20 protein-coding genes and 1 pseudogene are annotated in these 18,458 nt (G+C 30.4%); 14 read left to right on the forward strand and 7 right to left on the reverse strand.

The genetic code is table 11. The features are described from left to right. The 5 genes from FBF20_RS08360 to FBF20_RS08380 are packed head-to-tail and all read left to right on the forward strand — an operon-like array spanning position 1 to position 3,881. Complete coding sequence (locus FBF20_RS08360) at positions 1 to 1,110, forward strand: MlaE family lipid ABC transporter permease subunit (protein ID WP_002851140.1); 1,110 nt, start codon at positions 1 to 3, stop codon at positions 1,108 to 1,110. Next, entirely contained in the window at positions 1,111 to 1,833 is a 723-nt protein-coding gene (locus tag FBF20_RS08365; protein ID WP_002851414.1) for an ABC transporter ATP-binding protein, read from the forward strand. Positions 1,834 to 1,835: 2 nt separating this feature from the next. Next, on the forward strand, positions 1,836 to 2,726 hold the full coding sequence (locus FBF20_RS08370; protein ID WP_002851168.1) for an MlaD family protein: 891 nt from the start codon (positions 1,836 to 1,838) through the stop codon (positions 2,724 to 2,726). Beyond that, positions 2,726 to 3,325 (forward strand): ABC-type transport auxiliary lipoprotein family protein, encoded by a 600-nt coding sequence (locus tag FBF20_RS08375; protein ID WP_002851511.1) that lies wholly within the window; start codon positions 2,726 to 2,728, stop codon positions 3,323 to 3,325. The genes FBF20_RS08370 and FBF20_RS08375 overlap by 1 nt, the downstream gene beginning before the upstream one ends. A 55-nt stretch (positions 3,326 to 3,380) precedes the next feature. Continuing rightward, positions 3,381 to 3,881, forward strand: coding sequence for a flagellar FLiS export co-chaperone (locus tag FBF20_RS08380; RefSeq protein ID WP_002851413.1), 501 nt, complete (start codon positions 3,381 to 3,383; stop codon positions 3,879 to 3,881). 368 nt (positions 3,882 to 4,249) lie between these two features. On the opposite strand, the gene map is transcribed toward FBF20_RS08380, so the two are convergent. From map to FBF20_RS08410, 6 genes are all read right to left on the reverse strand, one after another. Then, entirely contained in the window at positions 4,250 to 5,008 is a 759-nt protein-coding gene (gene map / locus FBF20_RS08385; RefSeq protein WP_002858416.1) for a type I methionyl aminopeptidase, read from the reverse strand. A 1-nt stretch (position 5,009) separates the two neighbouring features. Further along, positions 5,010 to 5,762 (reverse strand): glutamate racemase, encoded by a 753-nt coding sequence (murI, locus tag FBF20_RS08390; RefSeq protein WP_002851499.1) that lies wholly within the window; start codon positions 5,760 to 5,762, stop codon positions 5,010 to 5,012. Between the two features lies 1 nt (position 5,763). Further along, positions 5,764 to 6,222 (reverse strand): C40 family peptidase, encoded by a 459-nt coding sequence (locus tag FBF20_RS08395; RefSeq protein ID WP_002851417.1) that lies wholly within the window; start codon positions 6,220 to 6,222, stop codon positions 5,764 to 5,766. Between the two features lie 8 nt (positions 6,223 to 6,230). Next, positions 6,231 to 7,400, reverse strand: coding sequence for a Na+/H+ antiporter NhaA (gene nhaA, locus FBF20_RS08400; protein WP_002851220.1), 1,170 nt, complete (start codon positions 7,398 to 7,400; stop codon positions 6,231 to 6,233). Further along, the gene (gene nhaA / locus FBF20_RS08405) at positions 7,397 to 8,545 is read right to left on the reverse strand and encodes a Na+/H+ antiporter NhaA (protein WP_002890191.1); all 1,149 of its coding nucleotides are present in this window, start codon (positions 8,543 to 8,545) and stop codon (positions 7,397 to 7,399) included. The genes nhaA (FBF20_RS08400) and nhaA (FBF20_RS08405) overlap by 4 nt, the downstream gene beginning before the upstream one ends. 142 nt (positions 8,546 to 8,687) lie before the next feature. Then, the gene (locus tag FBF20_RS08410) at positions 8,688 to 8,870 is read right to left on the reverse strand and encodes a YjfB family protein (RefSeq protein WP_002787583.1); all 183 of its coding nucleotides are present in this window, start codon (positions 8,868 to 8,870) and stop codon (positions 8,688 to 8,690) included. A gap of 322 nt (positions 8,871 to 9,192) precedes the next feature. Between FBF20_RS08410 and FBF20_RS09025 the strand changes: the two are divergent. The 9 genes and pseudogenes from FBF20_RS09025 to traF all read left to right on the forward strand — a co-directional run bounded on the left by FBF20_RS09025 (position 9,193) and on the right by traF (position 17,845). Continuing rightward, positions 9,193 to 9,395, forward strand: a pseudogene (locus FBF20_RS09025) (hypothetical protein). 351 nt (positions 9,396 to 9,746) lie between these two features. Further along, positions 9,747 to 11,837 (forward strand): FTR1 family protein, encoded by a 2,091-nt coding sequence (locus FBF20_RS08420; protein ID WP_002890195.1) that lies wholly within the window; start codon positions 9,747 to 9,749, stop codon positions 11,835 to 11,837. Beyond that, positions 11,834 to 12,373 carry an iron transporter gene (locus FBF20_RS08425; RefSeq protein ID WP_002778842.1) on the forward strand — a complete coding sequence of 180 codons (540 nt, stop codon included), beginning with the start codon at positions 11,834 to 11,836 and terminating at the stop codon, positions 12,371 to 12,373. The genes FBF20_RS08420 and FBF20_RS08425 overlap by 4 nt, the downstream gene beginning before the upstream one ends. 82 nt (positions 12,374 to 12,455) lie before the next feature. Continuing rightward, positions 12,456 to 13,859, forward strand: a complete 1,404-nt coding sequence (locus FBF20_RS08430; protein ID WP_002851347.1) for a Fe-S-containing protein — start codon at positions 12,456 to 12,458, stop codon at positions 13,857 to 13,859. Next, on the forward strand, positions 13,846 to 15,138 hold the full coding sequence (locus tag FBF20_RS08435; RefSeq protein ID WP_168952613.1) for an ABC transporter permease: 1,293 nt from the start codon (positions 13,846 to 13,848) through the stop codon (positions 15,136 to 15,138). Before FBF20_RS08430 ends, FBF20_RS08435 begins: the two co-directional genes overlap by 14 nt. Next, positions 15,128 to 16,246: an FtsX-like permease family protein gene (locus FBF20_RS08440; RefSeq protein ID WP_011050013.1), complete on the forward strand. Its 1,119-nt coding sequence runs from the start codon at positions 15,128 to 15,130 to the stop codon at positions 16,244 to 16,246. The genes FBF20_RS08435 and FBF20_RS08440 overlap by 11 nt, the downstream gene beginning before the upstream one ends. Beyond that, positions 16,243 to 16,896, forward strand: a complete 654-nt coding sequence (locus FBF20_RS08445) for an ABC transporter ATP-binding protein (RefSeq protein WP_002860103.1) — start codon at positions 16,243 to 16,245, stop codon at positions 16,894 to 16,896. Before FBF20_RS08440 ends, FBF20_RS08445 begins: the two co-directional genes overlap by 4 nt. Further along, complete coding sequence (locus FBF20_RS08450) at positions 16,893 to 17,381, forward strand: TlpA disulfide reductase family protein (RefSeq protein WP_002851267.1); 489 nt, start codon at positions 16,893 to 16,895, stop codon at positions 17,379 to 17,381. Before FBF20_RS08445 ends, FBF20_RS08450 begins: the two co-directional genes overlap by 4 nt. Beyond that, on the forward strand, positions 17,342 to 17,845 hold the full coding sequence (traF, locus tag FBF20_RS08455) for a conjugal transfer protein TraF (RefSeq protein WP_002867533.1): 504 nt from the start codon (positions 17,342 to 17,344) through the stop codon (positions 17,843 to 17,845). The genes FBF20_RS08450 and traF overlap by 40 nt, the downstream gene beginning before the upstream one ends. A 9-nt stretch (positions 17,846 to 17,854) precedes the next feature. Here traF and FBF20_RS08460 read toward each other — a convergent pair whose 3' ends face one another. Continuing rightward, positions 17,855 to 18,292 (reverse strand): DUF411 domain-containing protein, encoded by a 438-nt coding sequence (locus FBF20_RS08460; protein WP_002867532.1) that lies wholly within the window; start codon positions 18,290 to 18,292, stop codon positions 17,855 to 17,857. Between the last annotated feature and the right edge of the window lie 166 nt (positions 18,293 to 18,458).

Here is an 18,458-nt window from a genome sequence, read left to right on the forward strand (position 1 = left end):
ATGAATACAAATTTCAAATTTCAAAATAATACTCTTTTTATCTTTGGAATTTGGGATAAAACAAGTATTTATAAGTTAAAAATAAAAGATTTTTTAGCTTTGATCCAAAGCAAGGAAGTGATTTTTGATTTTAAAGATCTAAAAGCAATCGATACCGCTGGAGTGAGATTTTTCCTTGCTTTGGAAAATGACCTTAAAAATAAAAATATTAAAATCACCAAAGAAGGCTTAAATTCACGCTTTCAAACCCTTTTTGAACTTTGTGAAAAAAACTACCAAAGACTAGGCAAAACAAAAAAATCACATCAAAATTTCAGTGAATACTTTATCGATCTTGGAAAATTAAGTTTAGAACTTTTAAAAATTTTAAGAAAATTCATCAATTTCACAGGAGCTTTTTTCACAAGTCTTTTTTTATGCCTCAAAAATCCTAAAAATTTTCGCTTTATTGCTTTTTTATATCATATAGAAAATTCTGCTTTTAAAGCCTTACCTATAGTTATTTTAACCGCTCTTTTAGTAGGAGTGGTTTTAGCCTATCAGGCTGCTTACCAACTCGCACAATTTGGAGCCAATATTTTCATAGTGGATTTGATGGGAATTTCAGCCACTAGAGAACTTGCACCTTTAATCGCTGCCATAGTGATCGCAGGAAGAAGTGCAAGCTCTTATACCGCACAAATTGGGGTGATGAAAATTACTGATGAAATTGCAGCTATGAATACTATGGGTTTTCGTTCTTTTGAATTTATTGTTATTCCACGTGTCATGGCTTTGGTAGTAGCTATGCCTTTAATCGTTGCCATTAGCGATGCAATCAGTATTATAGGTGGAATGATGGTTGCAAAATTAAATCTTGATATTTCTTTTGCCGAATTTTTAAGACGCTTTAGAGAAGCTGTAGATATAAAACATATCTTTATAGGACTTGCAAAAGCACCTATTTTTGGATTTTTGATAGGACTTATTGCTTGTTTTCGTGGTTTTGAGGTAAAAAACACTACACAAAGTATAGGAATTTATACAACAAAAAGCGTTGTAAATGCTATTTTTTGGGTGATAGCTTTTGATGCTTTATTCTCTGTTATTTTAACTTCTACAGGAATTTAAATGGTTATTAAAGCACAAAATATCATTACAAAATTTGGAGAAAAAATTGTCCATGATGGCGTAAGTTTTGAAATCAAAAAAAACGAAATTTTTGGTATTTTAGGAGGTAGTGGAAGTGGAAAATCCGTCCTTTTAAAACAAATGCTTATGCTTGAACATTTTGATGATGGAGAATATGAAATTTTAGGCTATAAACTTAAAAATATCAACGAAGAAGATGCACTTGCTTTGCGTAAAAAATGGGGTGTGGTTTTTCAGTTTGCTGCACTTTTTAGCTTTTTTAATGTTTATGAAAATATCGCTATTCCTTTAAAAGAATACACTCATTTAGATGAAAATAGCATACAAGAACTGGTTTTAATGAAGCTAAAAATGGTAGGCTTAAACGAAAGTGTTTTAAAACAATTTCCAAGCGAACTTAGTGGCGGTATGCAAAAAAGAGTGGCAATTGCTAGAGCTTTAGCACTTGATAGTAAATTGCTTTTTTTAGATGAACCTACTTCAGGACTTGACCCTCATAGTAGTCGTGAATTTGACGATTTGGTTTTAGAGTTAAAAAAAAGTTTTGATCTAAATATCATTTTGGTTACACATGATAAAGAAAGTATGAAAAATTTACTCGATCGTTTTATCATTTTAGAAAATAAAAAAGTTGGATTTTGCGGCACTTATGAAGAATTACGCTTGCAAAATGAACGACTTTTTAAAAGATTTATGGAGTAAAAGTGGAAAATAGAGCAAATTATTTTTTTGTAGGACTTTTTGTTTTTGGAGTATTTTTTGCAAGCCTTGGTTTCATACTTTGGCTTGGTGGATACTCTAAAGAAGAAAGTTTTAAGTATTATGAAATTCACACACAAGAATCCGTTGCAGGACTTGGCATAAAAGCACCCGTAAGGCTTTTGGGCGTGGAAGTAGGTAGCGTAGAAGAAATCAGCATTTACAATCAAGATGAACTCGGCGTTAACATACGCATCAAGGTCAAAAACAATACCCCTATAAAAGAAGATACTTTTGCTACTTTGCAACTTCAAGGTATCACAGGACTTAAATTTATCCAACTTCAAGGCGGAAGTAAAAATAGTAAAGATCTAGTATCTATGCAGGGAAAACTTCCAGTCATTCCTTTTAAAGAAAGTTTTTTAGCGACCATAGACAGACAAAGTGAACATATTTTTTCTTTGGTTAAAACGGCCGATGATAAATCAAAAGAACTTTTAAGCGAAAAAAATCTTAAAAATCTAGAAATCCTTTTGCAAAATCTAGCAGAATTAAGTGCAAATTTAAACGCTAATTCTAAAAATTTAAGTCTTAATCTTTCAAACGCAAGTTTAAAAATAGGAAAAATGGCTGATAATATAAGCCTTAGTGCGCAAAATTTCAACTCCAGTCTTAAAAACATAAAAGAAAGCACAATGATTTTAAAAAATTTCATAAAAAAAGCTGATGAAAAATTAAACACTTATGATGATATTAAAGCATCTTTGATGCAAAATTTAGAACTTTTTAAACGGGTTTTAATTGAAAGCAATATTCTAATAGAAAATTTACAAAACAGCCCTGCTGATTTGATTTTTAAAGAAACTAAACCTAAACTTGGACCAGGAGAAAAATAATGCTAAAGCAATTATTCTGTATTTTGACTTTTATTTTTATGTTATGCGGATGCTCTTTAAGACACGAAACCATCAATAAAAATGAAAATATCATATTAAAAGACGAAGGAATAGACTCAAATATTTTTTTTAAAAAAACTGGTAAAATTCTTAAAATTCGCAATGCAAATGCACCTTTGTATTTAAACTCAAGAGCTATTGTTTATATAGATAATGGTTTTAGCAACAAATACGCACATTATTTCTGGGGAGATTTACCAAGCAATCTTTATTCTTTTTTAATTTTATCAAAATTTGAACAAAGCAATATTTTTACAACCTTACTTTCTTCAACAAGCTCTTTAAGTGCGGATTATTCTCTTGAAAGCAGGATTAACTCTTTTGAGCAAATTCTTAATAACAATGAAAACTACGCTCAAATTTCTATAAGCGTAAATTTCATAAATCTTGAAAACAATCAAATAATAGCTCATAAAATTTTCAATACCAAAGAAAAAATAGAAAAAAAAGATATCCGCTCTACCTATAATGCTTTTCAAAAAGCCTTGAATAAAATTGGCAATGAGATTGTTTTTTGGGTAAATTCTAACTTATCCTAATTTAGGAACACTTTTTGCTTTTTAAATATTTAGCAATATTTTTGAAAGGTAAACAATGAAAAGTGATTTAGATATATTTAAAAAACACTTAGGTGAAATTCAGGGCGTGAATGAATTTAAAGCAAATCAAATTTGCTCTCAAATCAATGATGCAAATGATTTTATAGGAGCACTTCAAGTGCTTGATATGTCTTTAAAAAAAATAGAAAAAAGCATTCTAGAAAGAATAGATGAAAATTCAGATGATATGCAAAAAAGAACTCTTGATGCCACAGCGTCACAACTTATACAAAACTGCTCTTTCATGGGAACAGCTCTTTTTGGAAATATTTTCAATGTTTATGTTGGTAAAAAACTTTTTGAATTTGAAATTGCTAATCCACTTTTAATTCTTCAAACAAGTAATTACGAAGGTGTATTGGCCTATATACAAGATAAAAGAGATGAAATAAAAATCATTCTATCAGAATTATCAACCGCAATTACCATGGGCGAAACTATGGATAATGCTGGAATTTATAACTCTACAATGGATTTTAAAAATTTATTTAAATAAGAATAGTAATCGTTTGTTCTCTTTAAGCAAATATAATATATTTTAGCTTAAAGAGATTTTCCAAACTCTAAAAGAGAGTTAGGCTACGAATAAAAAGGGGGAGGGAAATAGCCTAACCCAAACGAGATCTTAAAAGATCTCTTTAAACTAAAATAAATATTTAGATAATTTAACAATTTTTATTAAATTATCTAAACCATATTTATGTTTTAGTTTAATACGATGTGACATTTTATTCTAAAAACACTTAATCTGCTATAAAATATCATTTAGTAACTTAACTTATTAAAGAATATTACTACAATATTATTAAAAAATTTTAAATTTTTAGGATTTTAAGAAAAAAATATTATTTTTATAATTTAATATCATATCATAGAAAGAATTTCAGCACGCCCATTAATCACGGCAACACAATGTTCATAATGAGCCGCATTCAGCCCATCAATACTTCCAGCATCCCATTTTCCATTATAATGCTTTGGTGTTCCATCTTTTTGGCATATCATAGGCTCTATGCAAAACACCATTCCATTTTTAATTTTAGGGCCACTTTTTGCACTCGCACCTTTTTCTAAATAGTTTAAAATTTCAGGCTCTCCATGGGGCTTTCGTCCTATACCATGCCCGCAATATCCACGAAGCGGGACAAAACCTCTTACATGGATAAATTCGCCTAAAGCAGCTGAAAGTTCCTTAAAACGCATTCCATCACGAATAATATCTATAGCATGATATAACGCGTCTTTAGCACAAGAGATTAAAGCTTTATCAGCGGGTGAAACTTCTCCTATAGCAATAGTTCTTGCTGCATCCCCATAATACCCATCAATCAAACTTCCCACATCAAGACCTAAAATATCACCCTCTTTGATAATTTTATCATCTGGAATTCCATGGATACAAACTTGATTTAAAGATGTGCAAATGGCACCTGGAAAACCATAAAGTCCCTTAAATGATGGCTTGGCGCCAAGGCTTAAAATATAATCTTCTGCCATTTTATCGATTTGTTTTAAGCTCATTCCTATTTTAATTTCATTCTCTAAAAAATTTAAAGTTTTTGCTACAATTTGATTTGCTATTCTTAATTTTTCTATTTCATCTGGTTTTTTCAATTCTATCATTTTATTTCCTTAATAAATTTAGCCAAATTTTAGCAGTATTTTTTAAAGATTCAACATCGCTTGAAGCATAAAAATGTAATTTTGCTTTATGATTTTTCAAATCTATATTTTCTCTTTCTTTAAGAAATTCAACTATAGCATCTCCTGAATGAATTAATTTTGTTTTATCACCAAAATACTTACTTAAAGAACGTCCTAGTAAAGGGAAATGAGTGCAAGCGAGTATCAAAGCATCTGGAGTTGTGATATTTTTAAAATAATATTCCATAGCACTTTGCAAAAAATCTCCTTCAAAAATACCTTCTTCAACCATAGGCACAAAAAGCCCTGTAGCTAAAGCATTTATATTTGTATATCCTTGAGATAACAAACGCTTTTGATATTCTTCTGATTTAATGGTTGCTTTTGTCGCAATGACTAAAATTTCTTTATTTTTATCATGCAAAGCTTTTATCGTTGCTTCAACCCCTGCATCAATTACGCCATATACTGGAAAATGTGCTTTTGCTCTTAAAGCATCTAAAGCATAAGCACTAGCAGTATTACATGCAATGATAAGCATATCAATTTGAAATTGTTCAAAAAAATCCAATGCTTCAAGACAGAACTTTATAATAGTATCTTTATCTTTCACTCCATAAGGAACTCTTGCGGTATCTCCATAATAGATAATTTCATCAAAAAGCCTAGCTTCATAGAGAGATTTTAAAACACTAAGCCCTCCTACTCCGCTATCAAATACACCTATTTTCACTTTAATACCTTCTTGCTCCTATATAACGAGCCTTCCAATAAGAACTATTTAGCTCGACTTCTTTTACTCCATCTTTAGTAGATAAATGTATAAATTTTCCCTTGCTCATATAAATACCAACATGCATACCATTTGGCCCTCTACCTGTCTTAAAAAATACCAAATCTCCTGTTTGCAATTTTGATTTAGAAACTTTTCTTCCAGAACCTAATTGAGTTTTTGTAGTGCGAGGTATGCGTATATTAAGCTGAGCTAATGCGCTCTGTGTAAATCCTGAACAATCAGCACCTTTTTTACTAGTTCCACCTAAAACATAAGGGGTTTTTTTCCATTCATTTGCAATAACCTTGAGCCTTGCTTCTTTATTTGTGTTGTAACTAGGACGATAGTTTAGATTCTGATAAAAACTACATCCACTTATAAAAAATATAATCGTGATGATGAAAAAAATATGCCTCATCAATCCCCTTAAGATCGAGTAGTAAAGAATTTAAGATAAATAAAACCCCAAATCCCAGAACAAAATGAGGCTATGAGAATAGCTAAGTTATCTGCATAATTAAAAATATCACTAACTTCATACGCCAATCCATCAATAAACAAACTCATTGTAAAACCAATTCCTGTAAGTATGCAAACCCCATAAAGTTGTTTCAAATTTGAACCTTGGGGCAAAGCTGCAAATTTAAAGCGGATTGCCAAATAAGAAAATAAAAATACACCCACTTGTTTACCCACAAAAAGCCCTAAGAAAATACCTATACTTACACCTGAAAAAATTGCTCCTATATCGATATTGGATAAATTTACTCCAGCGTTAGCAAAAGCAAATAAAGGTAAAATAATAAAAGCAATCCAAAATTTTAAGCTTTCATAAATTTCTTCTAAAAATGCTTCCCCATTTTTAGTTTGCATCGGTATAAAAAATGCTGTTACAATTCCAGCTAAAGTTGCATGTACTCCACTTTTTAAAACACTAATCCAAAGAATAACTGAGCAAATAAAATAAAAAGACTTTCTTGTTATCCCTAAAAGATTTAAAATAAGCATTACCAAAATAGCAAGTCCTGCAATTACAAAAGCAGCTATTGATAATTTTGTCGTATAAAAAATAGCTATAATTAAAATAGCACCCACATCATCAAAAATAGCCAAAGAAAGTAAGAAAATTTTTAAACTTGATGGAATGTGCTTGCCGCACATCATTAAAATCGCTAAGGCAAACGCTGTATCTGTAGCTGTAGGTATTGCCCAACCTTTTAAAGTATAAGCATCTCCTATATTCACCAAAGCAAACAACATTGCTGGTATAAGTATACCCCCTAACGCAGCCATAAAAGGCAAAACAATATTTTTAGGATTTTTAAAATCTCCGTGCAAAAATTCCTTCTTAAGCTCAAGCCCTATAGCAAAGAAAAATATAGATATAAGCCCATCATTTATCCAAAGTAAAAAAGGCTTGTTAAGCTCAAATTCACCTACACTAAATCCGACTTTTAAATTTAGAAATTCTCGATAATGTTCGCTAAAAGACCCGTTTTGCACAAGCAAAGCAAGCAAAGTGCAAACTATAAGTAAAACGCCGCCAAAAGCCTCATTTAAAACTAAAGTTTTTAATTTATGTACTATATTATTCATTTAACAATCTTAAGATAAACAAAACCAACAATGGCACTTAAAAAACTAGCTACTAAAATAGCAAGTTTATCCGCATATTCAAAAATATCACTATTTTTATAAGCCAAACCATCAATAAACAAGCTCATCGTAAAACCGATGCCTGTTAAAATACATATACCATAAAATTTTCCATATTTAATATTTTCAGGTAATTTTGCAAGTTTAAGTTTGATAGCAATAAAACAAAAAGTGAAAACACCTAATTGTTTTCCTAAAAATAGTCCTAAAATAATCCCAAGACTTACAGGAGAAAATACTGAACCAAGATGCATATCTCTAATATCAATTCCAGCATTGGCAAAAGCAAATAAAGGTAAAATAAAATAAACTACCCAAGGATTTAAATCCTTAAGAACTTCATGTAAATAAGGTTTTTTATTTTTTGTATCAAGAGGTATAAACAAAGAAATGATCACACCAGCCAAAGTTGCATGCACTCCACTTTTAAGCATAGCTATCCACAACACAACACCTACCAACACGTACAAAGAAAGATGGGTGATGTGATAATAATTTAACAAAAGCAGAGCAAATATACAAAACAAACAAATAATAATTGCTAAAGCTGAAAGCTGATCTGTATAAAACAAAGCAATAATAACAATAGCACCCAAATCATCAAAAATAGCTAAAGAGAGTAAAAAAAGTTTTAAACTTGTAGGAATTTTATTTCCCAAAAGCATTAAAATACCCACTGCAAAAGCTATATCAGTTGCTGTAGGTATTGCCCAACCTTTCATAGCAAAATCATGAGAATAATTAATAGCAATAAAAATTAAAGCCGGAGTAATCATACCCCCTAAAGCTCCAAATATAGGTAAAGATACAGCTCTTATATTTTTAAGTTGCCCACGTAAAATTTCATATTTTAACTCAAGCCCTATACATAGAAAAAATATAGCTATCAAACCATCATTTATCCATAAATCCAACGATTTTGAAATTTGAAAATGATCAAATCCTACTGTAAAATTAGCATGAAAAAAATCTGTATAAATAACACTTAAAGAAGAATTTTTACATAATAAAGCTAAAAATGTAAAAAATATAAGCAAAATACCAGGGAAAGTTTCACTTAAAACCATCTTCTTTATCATTTGCATCCTTGCTCCTAAGTAAATATTTGTAAAAATTTAATACGATAAATAAAATGGTAAAATTATAACGAAAAAATACTAAAGAAATAATTATTTAAAAAAACAAGCCCAAGATACCAAAAAGTTCTTAAGCTTGTTCTTAAGATATTTAAGCGTAAATATCCAAACCACTAGAGCTAGAAGCTTGTGGAGCGGAGGCTTGAGAGACACCTTCCATACCTTCGATGAGTTCATTCATCAATGCCTCGTTTGTGTCCATAGATTTTTTCAAAACTGAAGTATTAACAGCAGTCATTAAATTAACATTACCCATAGAAACATCTGAAACCATACATCCTCCTTTTAGATTGAGTCTTAAGACTTTATTTAAATCGGATGATATTTTTAAAACTTAATATTTTTTACTAAACTTTTTAAAATTTTTCAAGGGAACCAATATCTGAAATTAAAAATCATAAATTTTTTAAGATAAAATCCTATTTTAAAAATTTTTACACTATGAAACAATAAGCAAAATATAAATGATTGATGCTTTTAAAAGCGAATTAAATGGATAAAAATTTATTTCAATAAATTTAAGTTTTATCTTGTTTTATACAATTTTTAATATAATCTAAAATTATAATTTTAAATGAGAAATCAGGAGCTTGCTAATGTTACTTAACACGCCTTGCAGGGGGATAATAGATACAAATTTTGAAAGCAAAAGAATTAGCATAACTTCAACTTTAAAATTTCAAGAAAAAAAGAAAAAGTAGAAGCTAAGGCTGAGAAAGAAGAAGCAAATAAAGACAATAGCAATTCTACAAACACAAATACCAATAAAAAAGATAAACTTTTGGATATATCTGCTTAGTCTAAAATATACTATAGCTATATCTCCTTAAAGAATACGCAATAAATGATTTTTTGATTTTTATTAAGCTTTTAAAACATCGAAAAAAGGAAAAATTAAAAAACACAAAAACAATATCCCAAAGTCCATAGCTTAGAAGAAGACCTTGCGATACTTAAAAACAACCCATATTAAATCACAAAAATAAAATATATTTAAATATTTATTAAAATACATTTTATAATTTAATAAAAAAATATTATCAACATAAAAGCTTATTTTTTAGTTCTATTTAAGATTTTTAGTATTATACTAGCCATTATTTATTTTGATAATAAATATTATTTTTATCAAAAATCAAGGATAATGATAATGAAAATTTTTAAAATTATATTTTTAATTATAAGTATTTTTTTATCAAGCTCAGCTTTTGCTAGGGTAGATGATTATATTAATGAAGCAAATCTTATCAAAGATATGCTAAAACAAAGCATAGAAACTTATAAAAAGGGCGATAATCTAGGCGCCAAAAAGCTTAGCGAAGATGCGTATTTTCAACATTTTGAAAATATGGAAGGCTCAATAGGAAGAAACATAGGAAGAAAAGCTATCACTATGGAGCGTAAATTTGTAAATTTGCGTCGCATGTATAAAGATGAAGCTCCTTTGACACAAATTAATGCTTTAATTGATAGTCTTTATTATGATCTTGATGAAGTAGCTCCGATTTTACAAAATGGATATCGTTTAAAAGCAGAAGCAAGCGATATAAACTATGATAAGGCTAAAGCTGAAAAATCAAGCCTAGAAGCCAATGCCAAACGCGAAGCTGATGCAGAAGCTTTAATCGCACAAATGATGGGTGTAGATAAAAAAGATTTAGCACAAAGCTCTTTAACCACCCAAGCTCCTATACCTATAAATAATGATACAAGCAAACTTACAGATGATAATGCAAGCACTGATTTACAAGCTGCCGCTGCAATGGACGTAAGATTGCAATTTATACTAGATAATATCTCTACCAAATTTTCACAGGCAGCTAATGCTTTTAAAGAAAAAAACTACCAAACTAGTAAAGATTTTTTAAATGATGCCTTATTTAGTGATTATCGCAATACCAAAGTAGAAATTTTAGTAAATAAATTTACCAAAGCAGGAAACGATCAAAAAATTCAACAAGCCATACGCACCCTTATACGCCAAATCAACGATGCAAAAATAGATGAAAAAGGCTTAAGAGATGGCTTAGATAACATAGAAGAACAAATTTTTGATGTTTTCTTACAAATTCCAAATTCAGAACTTTCAAGTTTGCAAATTTCAGGCTTTAATGATGAAACAAAAGGCAAAGATTATGCCAAAGTTTCTAATGATATCAAACTTGCTTTAGATGAAATTTTAAAAAATTATGATGGCTTTAGTGCTTCTATAGTAGATGATTTACAAGGAATTTATCTAGATATTTTTGAAGCAAGCGGTATGGAAAATAAAATCGGTGCTGTAGATAGCGGCTTAAAACTTAAAATAGAAAGTTTATTTTCCAAAAGCGTAGCTCTTATCAAAGCAAGTACAGATAAAAAAGAGCTTGAAGCTACTTTTAATGACTTAGAACAACTCATAGCCAGCAGCGTGGATAAAATTCAAGATTCTACTCCTTATTCGCTGTTTATATGGGCTTTAGGTATTATTTTGCGTGAAGGCTTGGAAGCTTTGATTATCGTTGTAGCCATTGTTTCTTATCTTGTGCAAAGTGGCAACAAAAATCGTTTAAATATCGCCTATAGTGCTCTTTTTACAGGAGTAATTTTAAGTTTTGTTACCGCTTTTGGAGTTTCTTGGCTATTTAAAGAAAATGCAGGACAAAGTAGAGAGCTTATAGAGGGTATTACCATGCTTATAGCCGTATTACTACTCTTTTATGTGGGCTTTTGGCTACTTTCAAACGCACAAAATAAAAAATGGACAAGCTTTATCAAACAAAGTGCTATAGATGCTATATCAAACAATAGTGCAAAAACCCTTTGGATTACCGTATTTTTAGCTGTTTATAGAGAAGGTGCAGAAACTGTGCTTTTTTATCAAGCCTTGCTTTTTGATGCTAAAACAAGCACTGATTTTGGTGCTGTTTTTGGCGGACTTGGACTTGGAATTTTAATACTTATTGTTTTATATTTTCTTTTAAAAGCAGGAGCCATTCGCATACCTGTAAAACAATTTTTCTATATCACTTCTTACATTATTTTTTACATGGTTTTTGTTTTTACAGGCAAAGGCATAGCCGAACTCATAGAAGGAAAAGTCATCATTCCTAGTCTTATACCTATGAATTTTGAACCGATTTTATGGCTTGGAATTTATCCTTACTATGAAACTTTAATCCCTCAATTTATAGTTTTAATTATGCTAATTATTGGCATTTTAATAACAAAACAAATTTCAAAAAAAGGAGTAAAATCATGATAAAAAAAGTTTTATCAGTAGTTGCTGCAGCTGCGGTTATTAGTACAAATTTATTTGCAGGCGAAGTGCCGATCGGCGATCCAAAAGAACTTAATGGCATGGAAATAGCCGCTGTTTATTTACAACCTATTGAAATGGAGCCAAGAGGTATTGATTTAGCTGCATCTTTAGCAGATATTCACCTAGAAGCTGACATTCACGCACTTAAAAACAATCCAAATGGTTTTCCAGAAGGTTTTTGGATGCCTTATTTAACTATAGCTTATGAACTTAAAAATACCGACACAGGTGCAATTAAACGTGGAACTTTGATGCCTATGGTGGCTGATGATGGTCCTCACTATGGTGCAAATATTGCTATGGAAAAAGATAAAAAAGGTGGCTTTGGCGTAGGAAATTATGAACTTACTTTTTATATCTCAAATCCAGAAAAACAAGGTTTTGGACGCCATGTTGATGAAGAAACAGGTGTGGGTAAGTGGTTTGAACCTTTTAAAGTAGATTATAAATTCAAATACACAGGCACGCCAAAATAATTTTACGCTCGGATTTTCCGAGTGTTTGAATATTTTTATTTTTATTTGAAAAATTAAAATAACAATGTTTAAAGAGTAAATTATGAGTATATATTTTGTGCATTTTCTTATCAGTGTTTTACCGCTAAGTATTTTAATGGCCTTTATCACTCCTAATAAAAAATATATTTTTAAAAGTTTTTTCGTAGTTTTTTTGGGCTTTTTATTTGGATATTTTGCTTTTTTTATCGCAGCACAATTTTTAAAAACCGAAAATTTAATCTTTAATTTTGATTTTGTTTTTATAGGTTTATTGCTAGTAAGCTTTATATTTTATTTTTGGAAAAAAATTGAAATTTTAAATTTTATTTTATTGGGAATTTTAAGTTTTTGCACCGCTTTGCATTATTATTTTTTAAGTCAAGATTTCCCTATTTTTACTAGCTCTTTAATCGATAGCGAAGGTATAAGTTCTTTAGGTTTTATTGCTTTAGCCTTGCTTGTTTGTATTTTGATTTTCTTCTTTTTAAAATGGCAAAAAAATTTTAATCAAAAAACAAGCTTTATGCTGTTTTTACTGCTTATCCTTATAGAAAGCGATAAAGCTCTAGCCAATATCTTGCTTACTTTAATGCGAAATTCCATCATAGAAACTCATGCTTTTTTGGTGAGTTTTGTAGGAAAAAGTAATTATTTTGGTGTTTTTGGAATTTATGTTTATTTAATTTTCATCACTTTTTTAGCATTCTTAAGCTTAAAAATTCGCAAAAAAAATATAAGCAAAAAACAAATTTTAGATATAAATTATCGCAAAAACGAAGCTAAAACAAGTCTTATTAATCGCTATTTTTCCAGTGTTTTTATCTCCTGTGTTGTAAGTTTTTGCATTGTTTTATACTTTTTTATGGTAAGCTCTAAGCCTTTAACCATAGATGAGCCTAAAGAAATTTTACCCGATAAGAATGGCAAATTTATCTTTGATATAGCTCTTTTAAGGGACAACAAACTCCACCGCTTTGCTTATATCAGTGCTGAAGGCAAAGTGATAAGGTTTTTTCTTATCAACAAAAGAGAAGATAAGGATTCTCCTGTAGCTGTTTTTGATGCTTGTATGATTTGTGGAGATATGGGCTATATCAAAAAAGATGGACAACTCATTTGCATTTCTTGCAATGTGCGTATTTTCTTGCCAAGTGTAGGTAAAAGCGGGGGTTGCAATCCTATCCCACTCAAATACGAATACGATGGTAAAAAAATCACCATAGATGTTAAAGATGTAATAGCAGGATCTAATTATTTTAGTCAAATCAAAGAAATTGAAGTGCAAGATCCTGTATCAAAAACAAAGGTTATAAACACCCAAGCTCCTTTTTCTTATAGCTATAAAGGGGTTACTTATTATTTTTCAAATCAAAACAACTATGAAGAATTTAAAAAAGATCCTACAAAATATGTAGAAGAAAACGAAGCCCAATTTTTAATCCAAAGGAGAAATGATGTTGGCTAAAATGATTTTTAACTCTATATTTAAAAACAAAATTCAAAAATTTTTAGCCTTTCTTACTTGTTTTTTAGCCACGCTTTTGCTCTCTACTATGCTAAATATTACCCTAAGTATAGGTGATGAAGTAACTAAACAACTCAAAAGCTATGGCTCTAATATCCTTGTTTTACCCAAAGGCTCAAGCCTTAGTATAGAAATAGGTAATGAACTTTATGAACCCTTAAAAAACAAAAACTACCTAGAAGAAAAAAATTTATATATGATTAAAGACATTTATTGGCGTAACAACATCACCGCACTTGCTCCTTTTTTGGAAGGTAAAATCACAATTGAAAACTCCCAGCAAAAAGCACTTATTTATGGTGCTTATTTTCAAAAAGCCATAAAAATTAAAGATGATGATGATTTTATCACAGGTATAAAAAGTCTTTATCCTTATTTAGCAGTGCAAGGAGAATGGGCAAAAGATGATAGCAATGAAATCATGCTAGGCGAAGACTTTGCTAAAAACAATAAACTAAAATTAGGAGATACTATCAAACTCATAGGAGAAAACAATCAAAGCAAAGAAGCAAAAATCGTAGGCATTTTACTTCATGCCAATCCTAAAATGTCAAATAAAATCATCGCTCCTTTAAATTTAGCTCAAGATTTACTCAACAAACAAGGGCTTTACTCAAGTACAGAAGTAAGAGCTTTTACCATACCTGAATCAGCCCTTTCTGAAAAAGTACGTCGCATGGGCGAAGAAAAATTAGATCAGTTAGAATATGACAAATGGTATTGCTCAGCTTATGTAGGCTCAATCGCTAGTCAAATTAGCGATGGCTTGCCAGGTGCTGATGCAAAAGCTCTAAATGCTATAAGCGATGCTCAAAGCTTGGTGGTTAAAAAGATCCAATCCTTAATGGGCATTACTTGCATTATTTGTCTTATTGTTGCAAGTATTGCGATTTCAAGTCTAATGAGTTCTGAAATTCATCGTAGAAAAAAAGAAATAGGACTTTTAAAAGTACTTGGTGCTAATACTTTTCAAATTTATCTCATCTTTGCTGGTGAAAATTTAATCGTAGCTTTATTTGCTGCTTTATTTGGATTTATTTTTGGCACAGCACTTTCTCAAATCATCAGCCTTAGTATTTTTGGATATTTTATTGATATAGCCTTTATAGCTTTACCTTTAAGCTTTATTTTTGCAGGACTTATTGCCTTACTAGGTTGCTTGCTTCCTATAAAAAATATCACACAACTTTCAGCTGCAGGAGTGCTTTATGGTAGATAAGTTTTTCCTTAATGAACTTTTTAAAAGCATTAGCTTTTCTTATCAAAGACTTTTTATTATAGTTTTAAGTGTTTTTATAGGAGCACTTACTTGCTCAGCTTTTTTAAATATTTATTTTGATATTGACACCAAACTTTCTAAAGAATTAAAAGCTTATGGAGCAAATGTAATGATAAGTCCTAAGCGGGATGAAAATTTTATCTCCAATGCTGAGTATGAAAAAATAAAAGAAAATTTAAAGGCTAGGGCTTTAACTCCTTTTTTGTATGATTTTTTAAATTTAGGCAGTACAAGCGGAGTAGTTTTAGGCACTGATTTTAGGGCTTTAAAAATCACTAAACCTTTTTTAGAAGTTAAAGAAGGAAGCTTTTCTCTAAATGATTTTGATGAAAATTCAGCCTTTTTAGGAGTTAATTTAGCCAAGCAACTAGGCCTAAAAACAGGTAATGAACTTCAAATTTACAATCCAAACAATGGAAAAAGCATAAAACTTACCATAAAAGGCATACTTTCAAGCAATGATGAATTTGATAGCATTGTTTTAGCCCCTTTAAGCGTGGTGCAAAATTTAAGCGATAGAGCCGGTATTAACTATGCTAATGCTGTAGTTTATGGAAATTTTGATGAAGTTAAAGCCAAAACACAAGCAATCAACAATGAATTCATCGATGCAAAACCTATATCTTCAGTATCCTTAAGTGAAGGTTTAGTACTTGGAAAAATCAAAGCTTTAATGTTTTTAATCATACTTGTAGTATTGATCATAGTCACTACTAGCGTTAATACAACCTTAAGCTCTATTATATTTTCTCGCAAAAAAGAAATCGCACTGCGTTTAGCCTTGGGTGCGAAAAAAAGTGAAATTTTTAAACTTTTTGCTAGTGAATGCTTTATAGTAAGTTTTTTTGCTAGTTTAATCGGAGCTTTTTGTGGGATATTTTTAGCCAATGTCTTTGGTTATTTGATTTTTAATTCTAGTATTGATTTTAGATTTATAGCTGTTTTTATAGCCTTAATCATTTCTTTGATTTTTGCCTTTTTGGCTGCATTTTTTCCTATAAAAAGAGCATTAAAAATCAATGTGTGTGAAAATTTGAAAGGTGAATGATGAAAAAAGAACTTATTAAAATAAACAACTTAAATAAAGAATTTGGCAAAGTTAAAGCCTTAAACAATATCAACTTAAGCGTCTATGAAGGAGAATGGCTTGCCATCATGGGTCCATCAGGAAGTGGAAAATCAACGCTTTTAAACATACTATCACTCATGGATACTCCAAGCTCTGGAGAGTATATCTTAGACAATGAAAACCTAGAGCAAATGGATGAGGAGCAAAAAATCACCTTGCGTCGTGAAAAAATAGGACTTGTCTTTCAACAATTTCATCTTATCCCCTATCTTAACGCTTTAGAAAATGTTATGCTTTCTCAGTATTATCACTCAAGCGTAGATGAAGAAGATGCCAAAATGGTTCTTGAAAAAGTAGGACTTTCACATAGACTCACTCATTTACCTAGCCAATTAAGTGGCGGGGAACAACAAAGAGTTTGTATAGCAAGAGCTTTGATCAACAACCCAGAGCTTTTACTCGCAGATGAACCCACAGGAAATTTAGATGAAGCCAATGAACAAATCGTTCTTCAAACCTTGCAAAAATTAAAAAATGAAGGCAAAACCATAGTTTTAATCACACACAATCCTGATTTAGCCAAATTCGCAGATCGAACCCTTATCTTACAACATGGGGTGTTAAAATGAAAAAAAGCCTTTTAATCTTAAGCATTTTGTTCTTGCTCAATGCTTGTTCTTTTGAAAATTCAAAAGATACTGGAAAAGTTGGAGAAAAAAGCGCTGAAATTTCAGCTAAAGATACCTTAGGAAAAGCTGTAAAACTTGCTGATGATAATACAAGTTTAAAAGTCTTAGTCTTTTTTCAAAATGGTTGCCCTTCTTGCTTAAAAGAACTCCCTTCTTTAGATGAATTCATACAAAATCACCCCAATAAAATCAGTGTTTATGCTATAAATTCCATCGATAATGCCAATGTGGTTAAGGTTTTAGCCGAACAATTTGACTTTAAAAATGTAAAAGTTTTAAAAGACGATCTTAAAATTACCAATGATCGTTACGCTGTGTTTGCAACCCCTACTACCATCATCATTAAAGATGGGATGATAAAAGATAGAATTTTAGGAGAAAAACCATGGGAATTTTTCGAATCCAAGCTTATTTCTTTGCTTTAATCATAGCTTTATTTTTTGTAGCTTGTGATAGTGGAGAAAATTTTAAAGCTTTAAATAGTGATAAAACCTATAATTTTGCCTACAATGGTTTTGAAAAAAGCCTAAAACTAAATGATAAAGCACAAAATTTTGCCTTAATATTTTTCACAAAAGATTGTGGAGTTTGTAAAGAACAAATTCCTATTTTACAGAATTTGGCTAAAAATTATGATTTTAATATCTTTGTGGTTTTAGGTGATGCAAATGATGCAAACGATGCAAAAGCTTGGGCTGATGAAAAAGGTTTATCTAATTTAGCAATGTTTTATGAAAAAAGAGCAGCTAAATACCTTTCAAGTGCCATTGGGGAAATATATGGAGTGCCTGTGCTTAGTTTTTTCAAAGAAGGAAAAATGGATGAAAAATTCATAGGCTTAACTCCTTATAGCATACTTGAAAAAGAAATCAAAAAAGTAAAAAGCTAAGAATTTACTTTAAAGCTTTTTATCTCCTATAAAATATCCATAAAGCTCATAGCTTCCATCTTTTTTCATCAAAATTACAGGATATTTTTCACTATAACCTTGTTCCATTCCTGGGCTTCCTTGCGGCATGCCAGGAGCTGAAATTCCTATAACATCTTTAGGTTTGTTTTCAAGCAACCATGCTATAGCACTTTCAGGAACATGCCCTTCAATAGCATAGCCTTCGATCACACCCGTATGGCAACCTTGATACTCATCTTTTATACCCATTTTTTCTTTGATTTTAAGAAAATCATTGGTTTTGTGAACACTAACCTCATAACCCTTAGCTTTCATATAATCAGCCCAAAGATCACAACAGCCACAAGTAGGACTTTCATAAACTTGTATTTCCTTAGCTTGCGTAAGAGTGAGTAAAAAAAGAATGGTTAAAATTATTTTTTTCATAATTGCTATCCTAAGTAAAAAATATATAATAATACTTTTATAAAGTTAATACCATCACATTTTTAACACTAAAAATGAATTTACAAAAATTTAATCAAGAAAAAGATTTTTAATGAGTGCTGATTTTGTCTTTACGGTAAAGATATAAAAGATAAAACGATTTAAA

The organism is Campylobacter sp. CFSAN093259 (assembly GCF_012889985.1).
Lineage (GTDB): Bacteria > Campylobacterota > Campylobacteria > Campylobacterales > Campylobacteraceae > Campylobacter_D > Campylobacter_D jejuni.